Origin of the sequence: Streptomyces sp. NPDC093510, from assembly GCF_040683555.1 — a bacterium.
In the GTDB taxonomy this organism is placed as follows: Bacteria; Actinomycetota; Actinomycetes; order Streptomycetales; family Streptomycetaceae; genus Streptomyces.
In genome coordinates this window covers 287,296-308,124 of sequence record NZ_JBFBEE010000001.1, presented here as the reverse complement: position 1 = coordinate 308,124, position 20,829 = coordinate 287,296, and the positions used below count along the sequence as shown (strand labels likewise).

The window sequence follows — 20,829 nt, the reverse complement described above, 5'->3', positions numbered from 1 at the left end:
ACCGCGTGCCGCTCACCGCGTGCCGCTCACCGCGTGCCGCTCACCGCGTGCCGCTCACCGCGTGCCGCTCACCGCGTGCCGCTCACCGCGTGCCGCTCACCGCGTGCCGTACGGCGTCGCCCCCCCCACCCACTCGGGTGACACGAGGGAAAGTCCATGGAAACCGGCGCGAAAGTCCACGGGTTCCGGCGGCGATGTGCGAGAGGTTCTGAACGGGGATCAAGGTCGGCCCCCTCCAGGGCCCGGCGGCGATCCCTGCCGGGAAGCACCACCGGTCAAAACCGGGAAGCACCACCGGTCCCGACCGGGAAGCACCACCGGTCCCGACCGGAAAGCACCACCGGTCACAACCGGGAATCACCGCAGGTCTCAACTCGGACAAGGCTGCCGGGCAAAGTCGTATTCGATCTTGCCCACCCGACCGCGAGTGGACTATACCTGTCCGCGTCCGACGTCAACTGCCCTGGCCGGTGGGGGAATCCGGCGTACGACCCCAGCTTCACACCACCGCGGTGCCGGGGAGGGTCCGGTTCACCGCCTGAGTCCTGGAGAAGGCGAGGACTTGAGCATGGGATCCACCAGCGTCAACCGTCGTGATGTCATGAAGAGGGCGGCAGCCGCCGGTCTGCTCGCGGTGCCGGCCGTGGGGGCGCTCAGCTCCTGCGCCAGCGGGGGCGGCGAGGAGAACAAGGCCGAGAAGGGCGAGAAGAGCAAGAAGAACCCGCTCGGCGTGAAGGAGGACGCCGGACTCACCGTCTACATCTTCAACGGTGGCTATGGGGATAAATACGCTCAGTTCGTCACGGACATGTACGCCAAGAAGTACCCGAAGTCCGATCCGGAGCAGAAGCCCACCGAGAAGATCGCCACCCAGGTCCAGCCGAAGATCGTCCGCGGCAAGCCCACGTCGGACGTCGTCAACAACTCCGGCGCCGACCAGATGAACCCCGGCAAGCTGGTGCACAACAAGCAGGTCGCCGACCTCAGCGAGGTGCTCGACGCGCCCTCCTGGGACGACCCGAACGTCACCGTGCGCGAGACCCTCGTACCGGTCGTCGAGCAGATGGGCCGCTTCGGCGGCAGCGAGTGCTACCAGCTCAACATCGCCCTGACGGTGTACGGGAACTGGTACTCGAAGAAGTTGCTCGAGGACGGGCTCGACTCCTCGTATCCCAAGACCTGGGACGAGATGCTCGCCGTCTGCAAGAAGGCCAAGGCCAAGGGCATCCACGGCTGGAGCTACCCGGGCGGCCACCCCCGCTACATGTTCTTCAGCATGTACGCGATGTTCGCCCAGCGCGGCGGCCGCGAGGTCACCACGGCGATGGACTACCTGGAGCCGGACGCCTGGAAGCACGAGGCGGTCAAGGACGTCTTCGAGGCGTGGGAGGAACTGGTCGCCAAGAAGTACGTGCTGACCGGCTTCGACGGCACCGAGGCGCACACCGAGATGCAGACCGCGTGGACGAAGGAGGGCAAGTGCCTCTTCGTGCCCAACGGTTCGTGGGTGGAGAACGAGGCGAAGGACACCACGCCGAAGGACTTCGCGATGACGGTGGGCGCGACCCCGTCGCTGGACTCCGGCGACAAGCTGCCGTTCGGCACGCTCTACGCCCCCGCCGGTGAGCCCTTCATCGTGCCCGCCAAGGCCAAGAACCGGCAGGGCGGCCTCGAATGGCTGCGGATGATGTACAGCAGGGAAGCCGCGCTCAATCTCTTCAAGGAGATCGGGTCGATGCCCGTGGTCAAGGGCGCCATCGACGGCCAGAAGCTGCCCTCGGGCACGGCGAGCGCGCAGGCCGCGATCAAGGCGGCCGGCGAGAACATCGTCATCCCCCAGTTCATGGACTGGTACAACGAACTGTTCCGCGAGGACTTCAACAACATGATCCACAAGTTCATGCAGGGCCAGATCGGGGCCAAGCAGGCGATGGACACCATGCAGAAGGCCTCCGAGCGGATTCTGAAGGACCCCGACATCACCAAGGTCAAGAAGGCCTGAGCGGCGTGAAGACCGACACCCGGGCGGGCGGGTCCCGCCCGCCGAAGCCGTCGAAGAAGCGGGCGGAGGCCAAGCCTTTGCCCCGCCCGGCCAACGTGCCGCTGCTGTGCCTGGCGATGGTGCTGCCGCCCCGCCTCACCCCCCGGCGCGTCCGCTACGACCGGCGCTACCGCACGCTCGACAAGTACCGCTTCATCGTGGGCTTCCTGGCCGTGCCGCTGGCGTTCTACGCGCTGTTCGTGATCTCGCCCTTCCTCCAGGCGATCTACTACTCGTTCACCGACTGGTCCGGCGGCCCGGTCGCGAACTTCGTCGGGTTCGACAACTACGAGAAGATGTGGAACGACGAGCGCTTCTGGGACTCGCTGCAGGTCAGCACCCTGCTGCTGGTCATCGCCCCGGTCGTCACCCTCGTCCTCGGCATGTTCTTCGCCTTCATGATCACCTCGGGCGGCCGGCACCGCAGGGGACAGGCCATCGCGGGCGTAGCGGGCTCCTCGGTCTACAAGGTCGTCTACTTCTTCCCGCAGGTCCTGTCCGTCGCCATCGTCGCCGTGGTGTGGGGCCGCGTCTTCAACACCAACAGCGGACTGATCAACGGCGGCCTCGACAAGGTGGGCGTCGACGGGCCCGCCTGGCTGGGCGGCGACCAGACCCTGGCCATGATCGCCCTGCTCACCGTCATCAGCTGGAGCTTCGTCGGCTTCTACGTCGTGCTGTTCTCGGCGGCGATGGGCGCGATCCCCAAGGAGATCTACGAGGCCGCGCTGCTCGACGGCGCGGGCCGCGCCCGCACCTTCTTCAACGTCACGCTCCCGCTGATCTGGGACACGGTGCGCACCGGCTGGATCTACATGGGCATCCAGGCGCTCGACACCTTCGCGATCTGCCTGGTCATGGTGCCGCCCCACGTCCTGAAGGTGACCCCGGTCTTCCTCTACGAACGGTTCCGGGACGGCCAGTACGGCTACGCCACCTCCATCGGCGTGGTCCTTCTCGTCCTCAGCATGGCGTTCTCCCTGATCGTCATGCGGGTCGGGAACCGCGACCGGATCGAATACTGAGACCGCGGGAGCCACTGCGACATGACCACGACCACCACCACCGCCCCGCAGTCGAAGACCACCGCCGCGCCCCGCCGCGAGAAGGAGACGGGCGGCACCACCCTCAACGTCTTCTCGCACGCCTTCCTCGTCCTGTGGGTGATCCTCGCCGCCGGGCCCCTGATCTGGGTAGCCCTCACCGCGTTCCGCCCCTCCGCCGAGATCCTCAGCGACCCGATGGGCTGGCCGGCCTCCTTCCACTGGGAGAACTTCACCAACGCGTGGAACAAGGCCAACATCGGCCAGTACACCCTCAACTCGCTGATCATCCTCGCCGGTTCACTGACCGGCACCATGCTGCTCGGCTCGATGGCGGCCTACGTCATCGCCCGCTTCACGTTCCCCGGCAACCGCGTCGTCTTCATGCTGTTCGCGGGCGGCATGATGTTCCCCGTCATCCTCGCCCTGGTGCCGCTCTTCGCGGTGATGGAGAACTTCGGCCTCCTCGACACCCGGCCGGGGCTGATGATCGCGTACATCGCCTACTCACTGCCCTTCACCACCTTCTTCCTGACCTCCTTCTTCCGCACGCTGCCGACCGGCGTGCAGGAGGCGGCGATGGTCGACGGGGCCTCGCACACCCGCACCTTCTTCCAGATCATGCTGCCGATGGCCAAGCCCGGCCTCGTCAGCATCGGCATCTTCAACTTCCTCGGCCAGTGGAACCAGTACCTGCTGCCGCTGCTGCTCAACAACGAGGACGAGAAGAGCTACGTGCTGCCTCAGGGACTCGCCTCGCTGGCCGTCTCGCAGGGCTACCGGGGCGACTGGGGAGCGCTCTTCGCGGGCCTCACCATCGCCATGCTCCCGGTGCTCGTCGTCTACGCGGTGTTCCAGCGACAGGTACAGGCCGGTCTGACGGCGGGAGCGCTCAAGTGACCTGGTGAGGCAGGTGATTTCAGCTTGGCCACGAAAGTGGTCTAGGCCTGTCGAGGCGAATCGGGCCGTGAGTAAGGTCGGCGCCACGGCGCCGCGGGGGGCGACTGGACGCGCTCAAGTCGACACCGATGTCGAAGGGTTGAAACAGCATGAGGAACCGAATAGTCGCCACCGGTGCGGCAACGCTTGCCATGGCTCTGGGACTTACCGCCTGCGGCGGTGACAGCGACAGCGGCGACAGCAAGACGATCAAGCTTGTCGCCGCCGACTACGGGGACAAGGCCTCCAACGCCTCCAAGGTGTACTGGGCCGAGGTGAAGAAGGAATTCGAGGCGGCCAACAAGGGCTACAAGGTCGACGTCCAGGTCATCAACTGGAACGAGATCGACAAGTCCGTGAAGAACATGATCCAGGCGGGCAACGAGCCCGACCTGCTCCAGACCGGCGGTTACGCCGACAAGGTCGCCGACGACCTCCTCTACAAGGCGGACGAGGTGATGTCCGCCAAGACGCGCGACAACCTCATCCCCACCTTCGCCAAGGCCGGCGAGGTGGACGGCACCCAGTACGGCATCCCGTGGGTCTCCTCCAGCCGCGTGATGTTCTACAACAAGTCCGTCTTCAAGAAGGCCGGCGTCAAGACGCCGCCGAAGACCTGGGACGAACTCGCCGACGCCGCAAAGAAGATCAAGGCCAAGAAGGCCGCCGAGACCCCCTACGCCCTGCCGCTCGGCCCCGAGGAGACCCAGGGCGAGACGATGATGTGGGAGCTCGGCAACGGCGGCGGATACACCGACGCGGACGGCAAGTACACCATCGACAGCCCGCAGAACGTCGAGACCTTCGAGTGGCTCAAGACCAACCTGGTCAAGCCCGGCCTCACCTACGCCAACCCCGCCTCCACCGACCGCAAGACGGCCTTCGCGGACTTCGCGGCCGGCAAGGTCGGCATGCTCAACGGCCACCCGAGCCTCATCCAGATGGCCAAGGGCGGCAAGGTCGACTACGGCGTCGCACCCATTCCCGGCAAGGAGGGCCCGCTGGAGAGCACCCTCGGCGTGGCCGACTGGATGATGGCGTTCAAGGACGGCGGCGCGGAGAAGGAGGGCGTGAAGAAGTTCCTCGACTTCACGTACTCCAAGAAGATGCTGGAGTTCGACGAGATGTACAACCTCATGCCGGTCACCCAGGACGCCCTCAAGACCATGCAGAGCAACGGCAAGCACAAGGACCTGGAGCCGTTCTTCGAGGTGCTGCCGAACGCCAGGTTCTACCCGCTGGGTGACACCTCCTGGGACCTCGTCTCGGCCGAGATGAAGAAGACCGGCGGCAAGGCCGTCGCCGACGACCCGAAGCAGGTACTCGGCGACCTCCAGAAGAAGGCGGAGTCGGCGGCGGCCGACGCCAAGTAGCGGCCGACGCCGAACATAAGGAGTTTCCGTGTCGCTGAAGGCCCCTCCGTCCCCGGCCGAGTCCGGCCGGGGACGGGGCGGGCGCGCACCCAGGCCGGTGAGCCGCCGCAGCGGTCTGGCCCGGCTCGGTCCGCTGCCCTGGATAGCGCCCGTCATCCTGCTGATCCTCGCCGTGGTCGTCTGGCCCGTCGTCGAGCTGATCCGCACCTCGTTCCTCAACATCTCCATCTCCGGCAAGGTGCGCGGCAGCGCCGGGACCGACAAGTACAAGAAGCTCTTCGAGGAGAGCGACTTCGGCGCCGTCCTGACGTGGACCGTGATCTGGACGATCGTCGTCGTCACCGCGACGATGCTGCTCTCGCTCGCCCTCGCCCAGCTGTTCAACCAGAAGTTCCCCGGCCGCCGCATCACCCGTTGGGCGCTCATCGCCCCCTGGGCGGCATCCGTCCTGATGACCGCCATCGGCTTCAAGTGGATGCTCAACCAGACCGCGGGCGTGCTCAACACCGTGATGCTCGACCTCGGCCTCATCGACAGTTCCAAGGACTGGCTGGGCAAGCCGGAGACCGCCTGGCCGTGGATGATGGCCGTCGCCGTCTTCGTGTCGCTCCCCTTCACCACGTACACGCTCCTGGCGGGCCTCCAGACCATCCCGAAGGACGTCTACGAGGCCTCGCGCATCGACGGCGCCGGCACCTGGCAGACCTACCGCCACATCACGCTCCCGATGCTGCGGCCCGCCTTCCTCGTCGGCGTCGTCATCAACCTCATCAACGTCTTCAACTCCTTCCCGATCATCTGGGCCATGACCCAGGGCGGTCCGGGCTACGACACCTCCACGTCGATGGTGTTCATGTACAAGCTGAAGGAGACCGACATCGGTGAGTCCGCGGCCATGTCGGTCGTCAACTTCCTGATGGTCGTGGTGCTCGTGCTGATCTTCCTGAAGGTCAGCCGGTGGAACGAGGAGGACTGATGGCCACCACGACGGCGACCCGCCCCGCGCCCCGGAAGGACGGCGGCCCGAAGAAGCCGAGGCGGACCTTCCGGCCCCGCACCCTGGTCATCACGGCCTGCGCGTGGCTCCTGGCCGCGATCTTCCTCGCGCCGTACCTGGAGATGATCGTCACCGCGCTCCGCCCCAAGGAGGAGCTCCGGGACCGCACGTACCTGCCCCAGAACCTGGAGTGGGCCAACTTCATCGACGTGTGGAAGGAGTCCGAGCTCGGCCAGAACCTCCAGGTGACGCTGCTCGTCGCCGGCGGCGCCACCCTGCTGGTCCTGCTCGTCTCGCTGCCCGCCGCGTACTACACGGCGCGCGTGCGCTACCGCGGCCGCAAGGTCTTCCTGCTCCTGGTCCTTGTCACCCAGATGTTCCAGCCCACGGCGCTCCTGGTCGGCCTGTACCGCGAGTTCCACCAGCTGGACATGCTCAACTCGGTCTGGACGCTCATCCTCACCAACGCGGCGTTCAACCTCGCCTTCGCGGTGTGGATCCTGACGGCCTACATCAGCTCGATCCCGCCGGAGCTGGAGGAGGCCGCCATGGTGGACGGCACCAGCCGCTTCGGCGCCATGATCAAGGTGACCCTGCCACTCGCCCTGCCGGGCGTCGTCACGGCCGTGATCTTCACCTTCATCACGTCCTGGAACGAGTTCGTGATGGGCCTCACCCTGACCACCGAGCCGGAGAAGCAGCCCCTGACGGTCGGCATCAACAACTTCATCGGCAACTACACGGTGGAGTGGAACTACCTCTTCGCGGCGTCCGTGGTGGCGATCGTGCCGGTCATCGTGCTGTTCGCGTTCATCGAGCGGCATGTGGTGTCGGGCCTCACGGCGGGGTCCGTCAAGTAGGCGTCCGTACGTTCCGTCGCATTCCGTCGCATTCCGCCCGGCCGCGAAACCGGGTGGAATCCGGCGGCCCTCGCGTGGTGATCTTGTCGCGGCCCAGACCCTGTGATGTCCAGGAGGACGCGATCATGAGCCGGCGGACGGAAACACGAGCGGAAGCGATACCGGCGGCGGCGCCACCGGTGACGGGCGGTGGTCCCGCGCAGACGGACAAGGGGGTGGGCGGCCGTGTGCTCGCGGCCGCCTCCGTCACGGTGGTGCTCTGGGCGTCGTCGTTCATCTCGATCCGCAGCACCGGCGAGCACTTCGGTCCCGGCGCGCTCGCCTTCGGCCGGCTTGCGGTGGCGTCCCTCGTGCTCGGCGCCATCCTGCTCGTCCGGCGCGAGGGGATACCGCCCCGTGAGGCCTGGCTCGGCATCGCCGCCTCGGGGGTCCTGTGGTTCGGCGCGTACATGGTCGCGTTGAACTGGGGCGAGCGGGAAGTGGACGCCGGGACCGCCTCCATGATCGTCAACGTCGGGCCGATCCTGATGGCGCTGCTGGGCGGCTGGCTGCTCAAGGAGGGCTTCCCGCCCAAGCTGATGGCGGGCATGACGGTGTCGTTCGCCGGGGCCGTGGTGGTCGGGATCGCCACGTCCGGCGGGAGCGGCTCGTCCTCCCTCCTCGGCGTGCTGCTGTGCCTGCTCGCGGCGGTGGCGTACGCGGTCGGCGTGGTGCTGCAGAAGCCCACCCTGAAGCACGCCACGCCCCTTCAGGTGACGACGTTCGGTGCGCTCGTCGGTGCGGTGGCGTGCCTGCCGTTCGTCGGGCAGTTCGTGTCGGAGGCGGGCCGCGCCCCGGCGTCGGCGACCTTGCAGGTGGTGTATCTGGGCGTCTTCCCGACCGCCCTCGCGTTCAGTACTTGGGCCTACGCGATCTCCCACAGCACCGCCGGGAAGATGGGCACGACGACCTACGCGGTGCCGGTGCTCGTCATCCTCATGTCGTGGCTGTTCCTCGACGAGGTGCCCGGCCGGCTCGCGCTTCTCGGCGGCCTCCTGTGTCTGTCCGGGGTCGCGGTGTCGCGCATGCGCGGGAAGCCGCGCGGCCGGCTCTCCGCCGACTCCTGATTTCCGTCAACGACTTGACTGCGACAGCTCCTTCAGCGGAGTTTGGAGTTCACAACTTGTACATGGCCCGGTACCCGATTCAGAGGCCGGCGTCACGGGGGACCACAGGTCGCCCGAATGAGGGCAAAGGGTGAGAGTCAATGGAGACTCCGGGGTCGCAGTCGTCTCTGCACCGGGCCAATCTCGAGCGGGTCGTGCGCGCGGTGCGGCTCGCAGGATCGCTCACGCAAGCGGAGATCGCGAGGACGACGGGCCTGTCGGCCGCGACGGTCTCCAACATCGTCCGGGAGCTGAAGGACGGCGGGACGGTCGAGGTCACGCCAACCTCGGCGGGCGGCAGGCGGGCCCGCAGCGTCTCGCTCAGCGGTGACGCGGGCATCGTCATCGGCGTCGACTTCGGTCATACGCATCTGCGCGTGGCGGTCGGCAACCTCGCCCACCAGGTGCTCGCCGAGGAGTCCGAGCCGCTGGACGTCGACGCGTCCGCCGCGCAGGGCTTCGACCGGGCCGAGCAACTGGTCAGCAGGCTGATCGCGGCCACCGGAGTGGACCGTACGAAGATCGCCGGGGTGGGGCTCGGCGTGCCGGGCCCCATCGACGTCGAATCCGGGACGCTCGGCTCGACGTCGATCCTGCCGGGCTGGACCGGCACCAAGCCCGCGGAGGAGCTGGGGGGCCGCCTCGGGGTGCCCGTGCACGTCGACAACGACGCCAACCTCGGCGCGCTCGGCGAGCTGGTCTGGGGGAGCGGCCGGGGCGTCAGGGACCTCGCGTACATCAAGGTCGCGAGCGGTGTGGGCGCCGGGCTCGTGATCAGTGGGCGGATCTACCGGGGGCCCGGCGGCACCGCCGGGGAGATCGGGCACATCACGCTCGACGAGTCGGGGCCGGTCTGCCGCTGCGGCAACCGCGGCTGCCTGGAGACCTTCACCGCCGCCCGTTATGTCCTGCCGCTCCTCCAGTCGAGCCACGGCACCGACCTGACCATGGAGCGCGTGGTCGGCCTCGCGCGGGGCGGCGACCCGGGCTGCCGGCGCGTCATCGCCGACGTGGGGCGGCACATCGGCAGCGGCGTCGCGAATCTCTGCAACCTGCTCAACCCCTCCCGGGTGGTCCTCGGCGGCGACCTCGCGGAGGCCGGTGAGCTGGTGCTCGGGCCGATCAGGGAGTCCGTCGGGCGGTACGCGATCCCGAGCGCCGCGCGTCAACTGTCCGTGCTTCCCGGGGCACTTGGCGGCCGCGCCGAGGTGCTCGGCGCGCTGGCCCTCGCACTCAGCGAAATGGGTGATTCAACCCTTTTGGATGGAACGCTCACTGTGGGCGCACCTGCCTTCACTTAGATAACGCATGGCACCGTTGTCATCTCGTTAAGGATTTACTCCTTGACGCTGGTGTGGCGGCCGAGTTGACTTCGAGCCACCTCGGCCGCAACGACGCGGCCTCGTCAGGGAGGCACCCCACCATGAACGCAATGACGCGTCGCGTCGTCATAGGCACGGCCGCGGTTTCGATGGCACTCGCCATGACCGCCTGTGGCAAGGCCGGAGACGGCGACGAAGACAAGGGCAGCGGCGGCGACGGCAAGACCATCGGCCTGCTGCTCCCCGAGAACAAGACCACGCGCTACGAGACCTTCGACCGCCCCATCATGGAGGCGAAGATCAAGGAACTCTGCTCGGACTGCAAGGTCAAGTACAACAACGCCGCTCAGGACATCGAGAACCAGAAGAAGCAGTTCGACGCCCTCGTCACCCAGGGCGTCAAGGTGATCATCCTGGACGCGGTCGACTACAAGTCGACCAAGTCGTGGGTCAAGCAGGCCGACAAGCAGGGCGTGCAGGTCGTCGCGTACGACCGCCTCGCCGAGGGCCCCCTCGCCGCCTACGTGTCGTACGACAACGAGAAGATCGGCCGCCTCCAGGGCGGGGCCATGGTCAAGGCGCTCGGCTCCGAGGCCAAGGACGCCAACGTCGTCATGATCAACGGCTCGCCGACCGACCCGAACGCCCCCTTCTTCAAGAAGGGCGCCCACTCGGTGCTCGACAAGAAGGTCAAGAAGATCGCGTACGAGCAGGACATCCCGGACTGGTCGCCGGACGAGGCGAACCGCAAGATGTCCTCCGCGATCGACAAGCTCGGCAAGGACGGCATCCAGGGCGTCTACGCCGCCAACGACGGTATGGCGGGCGGCGTGATCACCGCCCTCAAGCAGCGCGGCATCAAGGTCCCGGTCGGCGGCCAGGACGCCGAACTCGCGGGCGTGCAGCGCCTGTTGAGCGGCGACCAGGACTACACGATCTACAAGCAGATCAAGCCGGAGGCCGAGACCACCGCCGCGATCGCCGTCAACCTGCTCAAGGACAAGAGCATCGACACCCTCACCGACCGCAAGGTCGACTCGCTGAGTGGCGACTTCAAGGGCATCCCGGCCAAGCTGTACGACGCGCAGGCGATCACCAAGGACGAGGTCGCGGACACCATCGTCAAGGACAAGGTCTACAAGGTCAGCGAGATCTGCACCGCCCAGTACAAGAAGGCGTGCGACGCCGCGGGTATCAAGTAACCCCCGCTTGCGGTAAATCCGTTCGTACGAGATGCGGCCCTCGGGTCGTACGAGACGCGGCCCGCGGGCGCGCGAGAGCGCTCCCTGGCCCCTGTACGGGACGGCATTCCAGTACCGGTCCGGTGCTCGCCCCATCACACCGCCCCGCAAACGGGGGGCGGGCACCGGACTTGCCCTTGCTGCACCACCATTCCCCGCCGGTCAGGCGGCGAAGGAGATGATTCACGTGTCCGCTACGCCCGTGCTGGCGTTGCGCGGGGTCTCCAAGCGGTTCGGCGCCGTCCAGGCGCTCACGGACGTAGACCTCGAAATCCACACCGGTGAGGTGGTCGCCCTCGTCGGCGACAACGGCGCCGGCAAGTCCACCCTCGTCAAGACGATCTCGGGCGTCCACCCGATCGACGAAGGCGCCATCGAGTGGGAGGGCAGGAGCGTGCGCATCGGCCGCCCGCACGACGCCCAGAACCTCGGCGTGGCCACCGTCTACCAGGACCTCGCCCTCTGCGACAACCTCGACGTCGTCGCCAACCTGTTCCTCGGCAGCGAGCTGAAGACGGCCTCCGTCCTCGACGAGATCAAGATGGAGAAGCGGGCCAAGGAGCTCCTCGACACCCTCTCCATCCGCATTCCCAGCGTCCGCATCCCGGTCGCGGCCCTCTCCGGAGGCCAGCGCCAGGTCGTCGCCATCGCCCGCGCACTCGTCGGCGACCCCAAGGTCGTCATCCTCGACGAGCCCACCGCGGCCCTCGGCGTCGAGCAGACCGCACAGGTCCTCGACCTCGTCGAGCGGCTGCGCGAGCGCGGCCACGGAGTGATCCTCATCAGCCACAACATGGCCGATGTGAAGGCGGTCGCCGACCGTGTCGCGGTGCTGCGGCTCGGCCGCAACAACGGCACCTTCTCCGTCGCCGACACCACCAACGAAGAGATCATCGCCGCCATCACAGGCGCCACGGACAACGCCGTCACCCGCCGCAAGGCGCGCACGGCCACGGCGACGAAGGAGGACGCGAAGTGAGCGACCTCGCCAAGACCCCCAAGGCCCCGTCCGACGCGCCGCCCGAGGCCCAGCCCTCGGCCGTCCCGTCCGCCGCCGTCGACCCGCGCCTCCTCGTCCGCGAGGAGGGCCTCGCCGGCTACTGGACCGAGTTCAAGCGCAAGATGCGCGGCGGTGAGCTCGGCTCGCTGCCCGTCGTCGTCGGCCTGATCGCCATCGCGATCATCTTCCAGCTGAAGAACGACCACTTCCTGGACGCGAGCAGCCTCGCGAACATCGCGGTCTTCACCTCCGGCCTCGGCATCATGGCCGTCGGCATCGTCTTCGTCCTGCTGCTCGGCGAGATCGACCTCTCGGTCGGCTCGGTGGCCGGCATGGGCGCGGCGGTCTGGGCCGTGCTAAGCGTCACGCACGAGCTGAACGACTGGCTCGCGGTGCTCATCGCCGTCCTGTCCGGCCTGGTCATCGGCTGTCTGCACGGCTTCTTCTTCGCCAAGATCGGCGTGCCCGCCTTCGTGGTCACCCTCGCGGGCTTCCTCGGCTGGAGCGGTCTGCAGATCTGGCTGATGGGCGGCGAGGGCAGCATCAACACGCCCGAGGGCAGTGTCGTCGAGGACCTCACCGGACACTTCTTCGCCGAGAAGGGCGCGGCCTACGGCCTCGCGGCCGTCGCGATCATCGCGTACGCGGGCTCCCTGCTCCTGGACAGCCGCCGCCGCAAGGCCGCCGGGCTCCCGTCGCGGCCGGTCAGCGAGATCGTGCTGCGCACGGTCGTCGTCGCCGTCCTCGCGGGCGGCGCCGCGTACGAGCTGAACGAGCCGTCCGGCGCCCGCGGCCTGCCGCTCGCCCTGGTGCTCTTCCTCGCCGTCCTGGTGATCGCGGACTTCGTGGCGCGCCGCACCACCTTCGGCCGCCAGGTCTTCGCGGTCGGCGGCAACGCGGAGGCCGCGCGCCGGGCCGGCATCAACGTCGACCGGATCCGGATCATCGTCTTCGGCATCTCCGGCATGCTCGCCGCGTTCGGCGGCCTCTTCATCGCCAGCCTCTCCGGCGGCGCCACGAAGAGCCTCGGCGGCGGCAACACGCTGATGATGGTGATCGCCGCGGCGGTCATCGGCGGCACGAGCCTCTTCGGCGGGCGCGGCAAGGTATGGTCCGCGCTGCTCGGCATGCTCGTGATCCAGTCGATCCAGCAGGGCCTGAACATGCTCGGCATGGCGAGCGAGATCCAGTTCATGATCACGGGAGCGGTGCTGCTCGCCGCGGTGGTCATCGACTCCGTCTCGCGGCGTACGCAGAAGTCCGCGGGTCGCGCGTAGCGCTTCCGTAGACAGACCCCGCACCCCTTATACAGACCCCGCACCCCTTAATAAGGGGCGCGGGGTCTTCATAAGGGGCGCGGGGTCTTCCGTTTGGCTGGAGAAGTTGCCTCCCGGACGCGGGGGCCAGTCGCGGAACATTAGACTCGACAGACCCGGCAACGCTCGAACAGCACATCTCAGCTCTACTGCAAGGAGGCACGGGTGCCGCTGCTGACCCGCATCACGGGACCGCGCGATCTGGACCGTCTCAGCCCTGAGGAGCTGAACCAGCTGGCCGGAGAGATCCGCGGCTTCCTCGTCGAAGCAGTCTCCAAGACCGGCGGCCACCTCGGCCCCAACCTCGGCGTGGTAGAGCTCACCATCGCCCTGCACCGCGTCTTCGAGTCCCCCCAGGACAAGGTCCTCTTCGACACCGGCCACCAGAGCTACGTGCACAAGCTGCTCACCGGCCGCCAGGACTTCGACAAGCTGCGCAGCAAGGGCGGCCTGTCCGGCTACCCCTCGCGCGCCGAGTCCGACCACGACGTGATCGAGAACAGCCACGCCTCCACAGTGCTCGGCTGGGCCGACGGCCTCGCCAAGGCCAACGAGGTGCGCGGCAAGGATGATCATGTCGTCGCCGTCATCGGCGACGGCGCGCTCACCGGCGGCATGGCCTGGGAGGCGCTGAACAACATCGCCGCCGCCAAGGACCGCCCCCTCGTCATCGTCGTCAACGACAACGAACGTTCGTACGCGCCGACGATCGGCGGCCTCGCCAACCACCTGGCGACGCTGCGCACCACCGACGGCTACGAGCGGTTCCTGGCCCGCGGGAAGGACCTCCTGGAGCGCACGCCCGTCGTGGGCAGGCCGCTCTACGACACGCTGCACGGCGCCAAGAAGGGCCTGAAGGACTTCATCGCCCCGCAGGGCATGTTCGAGGACCTCGGCCTGAAGTACGTCGGCCCCATCGACGGCCACGACATAGAGGCCCTGGAGTCCGCCCTGCAGCGCGCCAAGCGCTTCGGCGGCCCGGTCATCGTGCACTGCATCACCGAGAAGGGCCGCGGCTACAAGCCCGCCGAGGAGGACGAGGCCGACCACTTCCACGGCATCGGCCCGATCCACCCCGACACCGGCCTGCCCATCGCGGCGGGCGGCATGGACTGGACGTCCGTCTTCGGCGAGGAGATGGTCAAGCTCGGCCACGAGCGGGACGACATCGTCGCCATCACGGCGGCCATGCTCCAGCCGGTCGGCCTGGAGAAGTTCTCCAAGGCGTTCCCCGACCGCGTCTACGACGTGGGCATCGCCGAGCAGCACGCGGCCGTCTCGGCGGCGGGCCTCGCCACCGGCGGCCTGCACCCCGTCTTCGCCGTGTACGCCACCTTCCTCAACCGCGCCTTCGACCAGCTCCTGATGGACGTGGCCCTGCACAAGTGCGGCGTCACGTTCGTCCTGGACCGGGCGGGCGTCACCGGCACGGACGGCGCCTCGCACAACGGCATGTGGGACATGTCGATCCTGCAGTGCGTGCCCACCGTGCGGATCGCCGCCCCGCGCGACGCCGACCAGGTCCGCCTCCAGCTGCGCGAGGCCGTCGAGGTCGACGACGCGCCGACCGTGGTGCGCTACTCGAAGGGCGCGGTCGGTCCCGCGGTCAAGGCCGTCGGCAAGGTCGGCGGCATGGACGTGCTGCGCAAGCCGGGCAGCGACCGCCCGGACGTGCTGCTCGTCTCCGTCGGCGCGCTCGCGCCCATGTGCCTGGAGATCGCCGACCTGCTGGACAAGCAGGGCATCACCACGACCGTCGTCGACCCCCGCTGGGTCAAGCCGGTCGACGAGGCCATGGCGCCCCTCGCCGAGCAGCACCGCGTCGTCGTCACCGTCGAGGACAACTCGCGCGCGGGCGGCGTCGGCTCGGCGATCGCCCAGGCCCTGCGCGACGCGGGCGTCGACGTGCCGCTGCGCGACTTCGGCATCCCGCCGCGCTTCCTCGACCACGCGTCCCGCAAGGAGATCATGGCCGAGATCGGCCTGACCGCCCCGGACATCGCCCGTCAGGTCACCGGCCTGGTCGCCAAGCTCGACGGCAGGTTCGAGCGCAGCACCGCCGGCGCGGTGGACTCCGTGGAGCCCGCCCGCGACTGAGACGGCACCGGCGTCAACCCGCGCCACCGAAGGGCCGGTCCCAGCACCCTGTACGGGTGGTGGGACCGGCCCATTCGCGTGAATGGGCCCGCGCCGGGGCTTTCGGGGTACTCGCTCTCTCGATCATGTCGGGGACGACAAGCGTGGGAGGTACGCCCGTGAGCAGCACCCTCTTCAGGACGAAGAGCGTCGAGCAGTCCATCAAGGACACCGAGGAACCGGAGCACGCGCTCAAGAAGTCGCTGTCCGCCCTCGACCTCACGGTCTTCGGCGTCGGCGTCATCATCGGCACCGGCATCTTCGTACTGACCGGAAAGATCGCCAAGGAGACGGCGGGACCCTCGGTGGCCCTGGCCTTCGTCGTCGCCGGACTCGTGTGCGCGCTAGCCGCGCTCTGCTACGCCGAGTTCGCGTCGACGGTGCCGGTGGCCGGGTCCGCGTACACCTTCTCGTACGCCTCCCTCGGGGAGTTCCCCGCCTGGATCATCGGCTGGGACCTGATCCTGGAGCTGGCGCTGGGCTGCGCGGTGGTCGCGGTCGGCTGGTCCGGCTATCTGCGCTCGCTGCTCGACACCGCGGGCCTGCACCTGCCGCAGGCGCTGAGCGGCACGCACGGGGGCGAGTTCGGCTTCGACCTGCTGGCCGCCGTCCTCGTCCTCGTCCTGACCGGCATCCTGGTCGCGGGGATGAAGCTCTCCTCGCGCATCACCAACGTCATCGTCGCCGTCAAGGTCACCGTGGTGCTGCTGGTCATCATCGTCGGCGCGTTCTTCATCACCGGCTCCAACTACGACCCGTTCGTCCCGCCGTCCGAGCCGAGCGAGGGCGGCGGCGGCCTCACCGCCCCGCTGGTCCAGCTCATGTTCGGCTTCACGCCCGCGCACTTCGGCGTGATGGGCATCTTCACCGCGGCGGCCGTCGTCTTCTTCGCGTTCATCGGCTTCGACATCGTCGCGACCGCCGCCGAGGAGACCCGCAACCCGCAGCGCGACGTGCCCCGCGGCATCCTCGGCTCGCTCCTCATCTGCACGATCCTGTACGTCGCCGTGTCGGTGGTCGTCACCGGTATGCAGAAGTACAGCGAGCTCTCCACGGACGCCCCGCTCGCGGACGCCTTCAAATCCGTCGGGCACCCCTTCTGGGCGGGTCTGATCAGTTTCGGCGCGGCCGTCGGCCTCACCTCCGTCTGCATGATCCTGCTGCTCGGCCAGACCCGCGTGTTCTTCGCGATGAGCCGCGACGGGCTGCTGCCCCTGACGTTCTCCAAGGTCCACCCCAAGTTCGGCACCCCGTACCGCTCGACGATCCTGCTCGGCGGGATCGTGGCGGTCGTCGCGGGCTTCACCTCCATCGACGAGCTCGCCGAACTGGTCAACATCGGCACGCTGTTCGCCTTCGTCGTCGTCGCCCTCGGCGTCATCCTGCTCCGCAGGCAGCGCCCCGACCTGCCGCGCGCCTTCCGCACCCCGCTGGTGCCTTTCGTGCCCGTTCTCTCGGTCCTCGCGTCGCTCTGGCTGATGCTGAACCTGCCGGCGGAGACGTGGCTGCGGTTCGGTGTCTGGATGGTGCTCGGCGTCGTCATCTACTTCGCGTACGGGCGCTCGCACAGCCGCCTGCACGTCCGTGACCGGCACGCGGGCGGTGCCGCACGGTAGGCAACCCCTCCAGCGTGCACCGTATGCCCGCGCCGCCCTCCGCATCCCCCAGTTCCGTACGCACCCTCCGGGTGCCGGGCCCGCGCAAGGAGTACGTCCCCGAGGGCAGAGCGCGCGGCTCCTACTGGGGCCGCCTGCTCCCGCTGCTCGCCGCCCTGGCGTGCGCGACCAGGCTGCCCTCCTTCCGGTGGCCGCTGTGGAACCCCGACGAGGGGTACCTCGCCGTCCAGGCCAGGATGCTGGCGGACGGCGGCGAGCTCTACGAAACGGTCGTCGACCGCAAGCCGCCGCTCGTCCCCTGGCTCTACGCGGGAGCCTTCGCCCTCTTCGGCGACGACACCCTCCTCCCGCTGAAGGTCCTCGCGGTGGCCGCGCAACTCCTGACGGCGGTGCTCCTCGTCTCGCTGGCCCGGCGCCGCTGGGGGGACGGCGCGGGCCGCACGGCGGGCGTCCTGTACCTCCTGATCTCCATCGGCCTGAACCCGGAGGACACGCAGGCCGCCGCCTTCGAGGTCTTCATGCTGCCGTGCACGGCGGCCGCCATGTGGTGCGCCGACCGCCGCAGATGGGGCGCCGCGGGAGCCGCGGTCGCCTGCGCCTTCCTCGCCAAGCAGACCGGGGGAGCGGTGCTGCTCCCGGTCGGCTGGCTGCTGTGGCAGGGCGGGGCGCACCGAAGGGACGTGAGCCGCCTGGCGGCCGGACTCGGCGTCCCCGTCCTCGCCGCGGCCCTGCTGACGACACCCACAGGGTTCCTGTTCTGGACGGTGACGGGCTCGGGGGCCTACGCCTCCTTCACCGGCTCCGAACTCCACGTCCTCGGGCGGGGGCTGGTGAACGCGGCGGTCCTCGCGGCGGCCTGCGCCGGGATCGTCCCGCCGGTCGTACGCGTCCTGCGCATCGCCCGCACCGGGGCGGCGGAGCTGTGGCTCTGGCTCGCCTCGTCGGTCGCCGCGGTACTGCTCGGCTTCCACTTCTTCGGCCACTACTACCTGCAGCTCATGCCGCCGCTCGCCCTGTTGGGCGCGGCGGCCCTGCAGATCCTGCCGCGCGAGCGGACGGTACGGGCGATCGCCGTCTCCGGCTGCGCCTGCGCGATCTTCCTGGCCTGGGGCCTGCTCGCGCCCCGCCCCGAACTGGCCCACGCCACACGCCTCGCCGACACGGTCAGGGAACGCACCGCCCCGGACGACCGGGTGCTGTTCTGGGGCATACACCCGGAGGCGTACTGGCTGGCCGACCGCGCCCCCGCCAGCCGCTACCTCACGGCCGGCCTCCTCACCAACTACAGCGGCGGCAGAAACGGCCCGCAGGTGGGCGAGAAGTACGCGGTCGACGGCGCCTGGCCGGTCTTCCGCGACGATCTCCGCACCCAGTCGCCGGCGCTCGTCATCGACGACTCGCGGGGCAAGCCGTACGCCCCGGAACGCGTCCCGTCCCTGCGCCGGCTCCTCGCGGTGGAGTACGAGCCGGTGACGCGGGTGGGGGAAGCGGTGGTGTACGCGCGGACGAGGACCTAGGAGCGTCGCTGCCAGGCGCGTGTGACCCCGGCCAGCGCTCCCACCGCCTCCCGCGCGTGATCGCGGTCCTCGCGGATCTTCGGGCCGAACTCGATGTGCAGGAACGGGACGTCGTGGGCGGTGGCGGTGCGGCCCTGGAGGTTGGTGCGGCCTGCGAGGGGGCAGGAACGGGCCCAGGCGCGGCAGACGTCGTAGCCTCGTTCCCGGAGGGCGTCGGCGAGGTCGCGACCCTCGGTGAGCGCCTCCCTGCCCTTGCCCGTGGAGGCGACCACGTCGTGATCCGGAGCCGAGTCGTCCGCCATTCCGTGCAGTTGCAGACCGGGGAGTCCGCGCCGCACCAGCACGTCGCAGATGGCGTGGAACACGGTGTCCCGGCGGTGTGCCACGTCCGCCTCGTCCCCGCGCCCGGCTTTGCGATGTGCTCCCGCGATGACCAGTACGCCACCGGGGGCGCGGGTCATGAGCTCCGCGCCGAGCCGTTCGGTGTACCGGTCGGCGACGGGGTGCGGGATCTGGACCGACCAGCGGACGGGGGAGCCGAGGTCGAGGTAGACGCGCCCCCAGCCGCGCGGGGCCGCGCCGCCCTCGGAGCGGTCGGCGATCTCCGCGTACCGCCGCCCGGTGGCCGTGTCGGTGACCGTACGGACCGCGAAGTCCACGTCGGCCAGGCGGTGTTCGGCTTCCTTGTGGTGGTCGTCCAGGAGCAGTTCGACGCCCTCGGCGACCGTCTGCCGGTCGGTGCGCGAGGGCGGGCGGTAGCCGGTGTCCTCGCCGAAGGCGGCGGTGTAGTCGGTGATCGTCTGCTCCAGGCCGTCGCCGGAGTGGCCCCCCGGAGCCGTGGCCGAGGGCTTCCGGTCCTCTTCGGAGGAGCCGCCACCGCACTGCGCGAGGCTGAGGACGCAGGCGGTCACGACGGCGACAACGCCCATCTTCTTTGCGACTGTTACCGGCCGGGTGCGGGAGTTCATCATGGTTGTATAAAGATAGCCCTGTGATGACACGTCCCTCCCGCAGGCATTTCGTGACCTGTGCGGCCTCCACGCTCCTGCTGCTCGCCACCGCCGCCTGCGGCCCCTTCGGCGACGACGACAAAGCCGCCGAAGGCGGCCCCTCGTTCACCGTCGCCGCCGCGGGCGACATCCTGATCCACCCCCAGCTCACCGACCAGGCCCGCAAGGACGCCAAGGTCACGGGCAAGGGCGAGAAGGGCATCGACTTCCGGCCGATGATGGCCGGGGTCAAGCCGGTCATCAGCAAGGCCGACCTCGGCATCTGCCACTTCGAGCCGGTGGTCGGAAAGCCGACGGGGCCCTTCCAGAGCTACCCCGACTTCCTCGTGCCGCCGCAGATCGCGACCGCGATCAAGGACGTCGGCTACGACCAGTGCTCGTCCGCGTCCAACCACACCCTCGACCACGGTCCCGCCGGCGTCACCCGCACCCTGAACACGCTGGACAAGGCGGGCCTGCGGCACACCGGTTCCGCACGGAACAAGGCAGAGGCGGACAAACCCCTCATCACCGAGGTGAAGGGTGTCAAGGTCGGGCAGATAGCCTTCGCCTTCGGTTTCAACGGCCGGGAGGTCCCCAAGGACAAGCCCTGGATCGTCAACCAGAACCGCTTCGACGCGATCGCCGCCGCCGAGAAGAAGGCGCGCGCGGCGGGCGCCGAGGTCGTGATCCTCAGCATCCACTGGGGCCGCGAGAACCAGCCCAACGCCAGCTCCTCCCAGCTCGCGCTGGGGCGCAGGATCGCCAGGGAGACCGGCGTCAACCTCGTCATCGGCCACCACGCGCACGTCGTCCAGCCGATGGAGAAGGTCGACGGCACCTGGATCGCGTACGGACTCGGCAACCAGATCGCCCGGCACGACGTGCCCAGCGGGCTGACCGAGGAGGGCGTCATCGGCTGGTTCGAGTTCATCAAGCGCGACGGCAAGTGGGACGTCGACGCCAAGTACGTGCCCACGTTCGTGGACATCCCGCCGGACCCGGACGAGACCGGCGCCCTGCCCAAGGGCGCGGTCAAGGACCACCGGCTCGTCGATGTCGCCGCCGCGCTGCGGGACGGCGAGAACCTCAGCGAGCAGCAGCGCTCCCGCTACCGCCTCGCCTTCGAGCGCACCCAGGGCACGCTCCTGAACAGGGGCGCGAGCCAGGACGGCCTGGAGCCGCTGGAGGAACTGCCCTCGGACTGAGCGGCCGGACCGAGCCGCCCACATGTGTTGAATCCGGGGTCAAACCCCCGCCCAACGCGATCTAGCTCACATTTCAAGTACTCCGT

General features: G+C 68.8%; 16 protein-coding genes. 15 read left to right on the top strand and 1 reads right to left on the bottom strand.

Going from position 1 to position 20,829, the window contains the following annotated elements:
* Positions 1–568: 568 nt before the first annotated feature.
* The 14 genes from ngcE (at position 569) to AB0N81_RS01140 (ending at position 18,546) form a co-directional block, all read left to right on the top strand.
* Positions 569–2,002 carry an N-acetylglucosamine/diacetylchitobiose ABC transporter substrate-binding protein gene (gene ngcE / locus AB0N81_RS01205; RefSeq protein ID WP_365354529.1) on the top strand — a complete coding sequence of 478 codons (1,434 nt, stop codon included), beginning with the start codon at positions 569–571 and terminating at the stop codon, positions 2,000–2,002.
* 116 nt (positions 2,003–2,118) lie between these two features.
* Positions 2,119–3,066, top strand: a complete 948-nt coding sequence (locus AB0N81_RS01200) for a sugar ABC transporter permease (protein WP_365354833.1) — start codon at positions 2,119–2,121, stop codon at positions 3,064–3,066.
* 21 nt (positions 3,067–3,087) lie between these two features.
* Complete coding sequence (locus AB0N81_RS01195; RefSeq protein WP_365354527.1) at positions 3,088–3,984, top strand: carbohydrate ABC transporter permease; 897 nt, start codon at positions 3,088–3,090, stop codon at positions 3,982–3,984.
* 191 nt (positions 3,985–4,175) lie between these two features.
* Positions 4,176–5,396, top strand: a complete 1,221-nt coding sequence (locus tag AB0N81_RS01190) for an extracellular solute-binding protein (RefSeq protein WP_365354526.1) — start codon at positions 4,176–4,178, stop codon at positions 5,394–5,396.
* Positions 5,397–5,424: 28 nt separating this feature from the next.
* Positions 5,425–6,372 carry a sugar ABC transporter permease gene (locus AB0N81_RS01185; protein ID WP_365354525.1) on the top strand — a complete coding sequence of 316 codons (948 nt, stop codon included), beginning with the start codon at positions 5,425–5,427 and terminating at the stop codon, positions 6,370–6,372.
* The gene (locus tag AB0N81_RS01180; RefSeq protein ID WP_365354524.1) at positions 6,372–7,253 is read left to right on the top strand and encodes a carbohydrate ABC transporter permease; all 882 of its coding nucleotides are present in this window, start codon (positions 6,372–6,374) and stop codon (positions 7,251–7,253) included. The genes AB0N81_RS01185 and AB0N81_RS01180 overlap by 1 nt, the downstream gene beginning before the upstream one ends.
* A gap of 125 nt (positions 7,254–7,378) precedes the next feature.
* Complete coding sequence (locus AB0N81_RS01175) at positions 7,379–8,359, top strand: DMT family transporter (RefSeq protein WP_365354523.1); 981 nt, start codon at positions 7,379–7,381, stop codon at positions 8,357–8,359.
* A 140-nt stretch (positions 8,360–8,499) separates the two neighbouring features.
* Positions 8,500–9,699, top strand: a complete 1,200-nt coding sequence (locus AB0N81_RS01170) for an ROK family transcriptional regulator (RefSeq protein ID WP_365354522.1) — start codon at positions 8,500–8,502, stop codon at positions 9,697–9,699.
* A gap of 131 nt (positions 9,700–9,830) precedes the next feature.
* On the top strand, positions 9,831–10,922 hold the full coding sequence (locus AB0N81_RS01165; protein WP_365354832.1) for a substrate-binding domain-containing protein: 1,092 nt from the start codon (positions 9,831–9,833) through the stop codon (positions 10,920–10,922).
* 217 nt (positions 10,923–11,139) lie between these two features.
* Entirely contained in the window at positions 11,140–11,940 is an 801-nt protein-coding gene (locus AB0N81_RS01160) for an ATP-binding cassette domain-containing protein (protein WP_365354520.1), read from the top strand.
* On the top strand, positions 11,937–13,238 hold the full coding sequence (locus AB0N81_RS01155) for a sugar ABC transporter permease (protein ID WP_365354519.1): 1,302 nt from the start codon (positions 11,937–11,939) through the stop codon (positions 13,236–13,238). Before AB0N81_RS01160 ends, AB0N81_RS01155 begins: the two co-directional genes overlap by 4 nt.
* 204 nt (positions 13,239–13,442) lie before the next feature.
* Positions 13,443–15,374 carry a 1-deoxy-D-xylulose-5-phosphate synthase gene (gene dxs, locus AB0N81_RS01150; protein WP_365354518.1) on the top strand — a complete coding sequence of 644 codons (1,932 nt, stop codon included), beginning with the start codon at positions 13,443–13,445 and terminating at the stop codon, positions 15,372–15,374.
* A 125-nt stretch (positions 15,375–15,499) separates the two neighbouring features.
* Entirely contained in the window at positions 15,500–17,029 is a 1,530-nt protein-coding gene (locus AB0N81_RS01145) for an amino acid permease (protein WP_365354516.1), read from the top strand.
* A gap of 23 nt (positions 17,030–17,052) precedes the next feature.
* Positions 17,053–18,546, top strand: a complete 1,494-nt coding sequence (locus tag AB0N81_RS01140) for a glycosyltransferase family 39 protein (protein ID WP_365354515.1) — start codon at positions 17,053–17,055, stop codon at positions 18,544–18,546.
* Here AB0N81_RS01140 and AB0N81_RS01135 read toward each other — a convergent pair.
* Entirely contained in the window at positions 18,543–19,475 is a 933-nt protein-coding gene (locus tag AB0N81_RS01135) for a hypothetical protein (RefSeq protein ID WP_365354513.1), read from the bottom strand. The genes AB0N81_RS01140 and AB0N81_RS01135 overlap by 4 nt on opposite strands.
* Before the next feature lie 65 nt (positions 19,476–19,540).
* On the opposite strand from AB0N81_RS01135, the gene AB0N81_RS01130 reads away from it, so the two are divergent.
* Positions 19,541–20,743: a CapA family protein gene (locus tag AB0N81_RS01130; RefSeq protein ID WP_365354511.1), complete on the top strand. Its 1,203-nt coding sequence runs from the start codon at positions 19,541–19,543 to the stop codon at positions 20,741–20,743.
* Positions 20,744–20,829 lie beyond the last annotated feature (86 nt).

Coding starts and splice junctions, on each gene's coding strand:
- ngcE (WP_365354529.1), top strand. CDS start 569: ATGGGATCCACCAGCGTCAACCGTCGTGATGTCATGAAGAGGGCGGCA.
- AB0N81_RS01200 (WP_365354833.1), top strand. CDS start 2,119: ATGGTGCTGCCGCCCCGCCTCACCCCCCGGCGCGTCCGCTACGACCGG.
- AB0N81_RS01195 (WP_365354527.1), top strand. CDS start 3,088: ATGACCACGACCACCACCACCGCCCCGCAGTCGAAGACCACCGCCGCG.
- AB0N81_RS01190 (WP_365354526.1), top strand. CDS start 4,176: ATGGCTCTGGGACTTACCGCCTGCGGCGGTGACAGCGACAGCGGCGAC.
- AB0N81_RS01180 (WP_365354524.1), top strand. CDS start 6,372: ATGGCCACCACGACGGCGACCCGCCCCGCGCCCCGGAAGGACGGCGGC.
- AB0N81_RS01175 (WP_365354523.1), top strand. CDS start 7,379: ATGAGCCGGCGGACGGAAACACGAGCGGAAGCGATACCGGCGGCGGCG.
- AB0N81_RS01170 (WP_365354522.1), top strand. CDS start 8,500: ATGGAGACTCCGGGGTCGCAGTCGTCTCTGCACCGGGCCAATCTCGAG.
- AB0N81_RS01165 (WP_365354832.1), top strand. CDS start 9,831: ATGACGCGTCGCGTCGTCATAGGCACGGCCGCGGTTTCGATGGCACTC.
- AB0N81_RS01160 (WP_365354520.1), top strand. CDS start 11,140: ATGATTCACGTGTCCGCTACGCCCGTGCTGGCGTTGCGCGGGGTCTCC.
- AB0N81_RS01145 (WP_365354516.1), top strand. CDS start 15,500: ATGTCGGGGACGACAAGCGTGGGAGGTACGCCCGTGAGCAGCACCCTC.
- AB0N81_RS01140 (WP_365354515.1), top strand. CDS start 17,053: ATGCCCGCGCCGCCCTCCGCATCCCCCAGTTCCGTACGCACCCTCCGG.
- AB0N81_RS01135 (WP_365354513.1), bottom strand. CDS start 19,475: ATGGGCGTTGTCGCCGTCGTGACCGCCTGCGTCCTCAGCCTCGCGCAG.
- AB0N81_RS01130 (WP_365354511.1), top strand. CDS start 19,541: ATGACACGTCCCTCCCGCAGGCATTTCGTGACCTGTGCGGCCTCCACG.